3 protein-coding genes are annotated in these 2,334 nt (G+C 29.5%); all 3 read left to right on the top strand.

What is annotated here, in order from left to right; all coding sequences use genetic code 11:
• Window positions 1–796: hypothetical protein (locus tag BGO59_RS11070; protein ID WP_293683689.1), on the top strand; the 796-nt coding region annotated here is incomplete at its 5' end.
• Complete coding sequence (locus BGO59_RS11065) at window positions 793–1,344, top strand: hypothetical protein (protein ID WP_293683688.1); 552 nt, start codon at window positions 793–795, stop codon at window positions 1,342–1,344. The genes BGO59_RS11070 and BGO59_RS11065, both read left to right, overlap by 4 nt.
• Before the next feature lie 301 nt (window positions 1,345–1,645).
• Window positions 1,646–2,011: a hypothetical protein gene (locus BGO59_RS11060; RefSeq protein WP_293683687.1), complete on the top strand. Its 366-nt coding sequence runs from the start codon at window positions 1,646–1,648 to the stop codon at window positions 2,009–2,011.
• Window positions 2,012–2,334: the final 323 nt, after the last annotated feature.

The raw sequence follows: 2,334 nt of genomic DNA, 5'->3' as shown, positions 1-2,334 counted from the left end.
CAACCCTATTTCTTTCACAGATCCGGATGGGATGTATGAGGATGATTACGGTGGCGGAGATTATTATGATGACTCTGATAGAGGCGGAGATGACAGGGATGATTATGGTCGTTTTCATATTGGTTTTGAATGGACGGGTGATTCGCGCTGGAGTGGTGAAGAAAGCAATGGATTTGGGAGGTTCTGGGATTATTTTTGGAATATAGCACATGGTGACTTTGAAATATCGGATATTGATATCCATAGTGGCTGGCATGATGGTAGTGGCTCATATAATGATTTTGCGCAGGATATGATGCAGGAGAATGGTTCTAATGACATGATGAATGATGATGCAGTGCAGGATTCATACCCAGACCAAACAAGACCTGTTGGTCAAAAGCAATCATGGGATTTTAATAAAGATGGAAAATTACAAAAAGATGAGGCAGACTCCTACTGGCTTGCTGGTTCTGGAAAAGACTTATGGATAGATAACTCAAAGATTGATTGGTCAGGTCTAGAAATTCCGAAAGGAAAAAAGGCAGGTGATAGATTTTCAATTTCTACAACAGATGCTTTCGATAAGTTGCCTTTTGAAACAGCAGCCACATTTGGAGGGACCTCATTTTTAGTAGTTGATGATAATACAGTAAAAGTTATTGATCAACCTTACCATTATAATATGAGGGATTGGGATTCTGTAGAAAATATAAAACGAAATACAGCTACATTGCTCGGACATCCAGGCTTGTTGAATAATGGTAAAAATTTTTGGATTAAATATAATAATAGAACTATAAAAATAAAAAAATGAAAAAATTAGCATTCATTATTCTACTATTATTAGTGTCATGCAAGGATAATTCCACTTTAGGGAATAATTATTATTATCTCACAAGATATGAAGCCGAAGATAATGGATACCCATATGGTTCGATAATATATAAATCAAAACAAAAGAATTTATATAGCAAAATCATTATTTATTCAGATGTGATAAAAGTTAAAAGTAATAAAAATTATATAATTACAATGCAAAAACCTAATATCAACATACTTAAATCTATAATTAAAGATGATATAACATTTTGGAAAGAGCATTATTTGAAAACCAAAAAAGATAGTATTGTTATATTATCTTATGATACGATCTCATTAAAAAAAATATCAAAATTATTAATTAATAGTAAAAGTATTGACAGTATCATAAAAAACAAAGAACCTTATAGCTCAATGTTGAAACAAAAGCATAGTAATAATTATTATATTATTGATAAAAATAAAAATATTGTTATTGGACCCTTAACTAAATATAACTTTGAAAAAATAAAATTACAAATGAGTATAAAGTTGGATTTTTAAACCCGATAGCGCGGATTTGTAATCCGTGCTTTTGTTATAAAAGAATTTGTAAGTCACGGATTGCAAATCCGCGACATCGGTTGAGTATTTAGGAAATAATCAAGTAAAAATACTTCCTGATACTTATAATTTTGAACAACACGGTTCTTACTGGAGTTCACCAATTAGAAATCCTGCTAATACTATAGGCAGATGGGTGGCGGGAGAAGGACGAGAATTCCAAATTAATTTCAAAGGAATAAATACAATTAAATCCTCAAAGGGATATGATTTCACTAAAGATCTTAAATAATAGTTTAGTATGAAAAAAATTTTAAAATTAAGTGCTTTTTTATTGATGTATTCTTGTAATATGTCTGATAATTATGAAAAATTGCCTTTTGGTGGATATGAAGTTGATTTTGAAGGAGGAAAACAAAATCGAATGATCAAAAATAATAAAATGATTATTGACAGTGGACTTGTTGATTGTAAATATAATAATGATTATATGTTTGTTTCAGTAGATACTACGTATTCTAACTATCCTAATAAAGTAAAAAAAAACAATTTGAAATATTTTGTACAAAATTTAAAGACGGATACTATTATAAAAAAAATATCATATACGGATTTACAGAAAATCATAAAAGAAAAATCTTTACACGATATAGATATTACAAAATGAATAAGGGTTAAAAAAGAATAGTGTTAGTATTTCAAACTTAATGGTATGCAAATTTATATTTTAAATAACTGATCATGATGCATAATTGAAATTAAAATTTCAAAAATAAGGGCAGGGTAATCCCTGTCTTTGTTTATTTTGGAGAAAAAACATAGTTTAAATTATTGAGGATCATAACAATGTAGCAAACTTAGTGATGATATTTTTATATTTATAAAAAGATAAGGCGTTCTTTATAAATGATAGTACAAAGACCAGATTGGGAACATAAGACTGAGCTATGCCAGGAATGCAACGACCAATGAGCTAGAGATAATTGACAG

The organism is Spirosoma sp. 48-14, from assembly GCF_001898575.1.
In the GTDB taxonomy this organism is placed as follows: Bacteria; Bacteroidota; Bacteroidia; order Cytophagales; family Spirosomataceae; genus Spirosoma.
This window is presented reverse-complemented; position numbering and strand designations above follow the sequence as displayed.

Excerpts from the sequence above, each read along its gene's own strand:
- BGO59_RS11065 (WP_293683688.1), top strand. The coding sequence starts at position 793 with ATGAAAAAATTAGCATTCATTATTCTACTATTATTAGTGTCATGCAAG.
- BGO59_RS11060 (WP_293683687.1), top strand. The coding sequence starts at position 1,646 with ATGAAAAAAATTTTAAAATTAAGTGCTTTTTTATTGATGTATTCTTGT.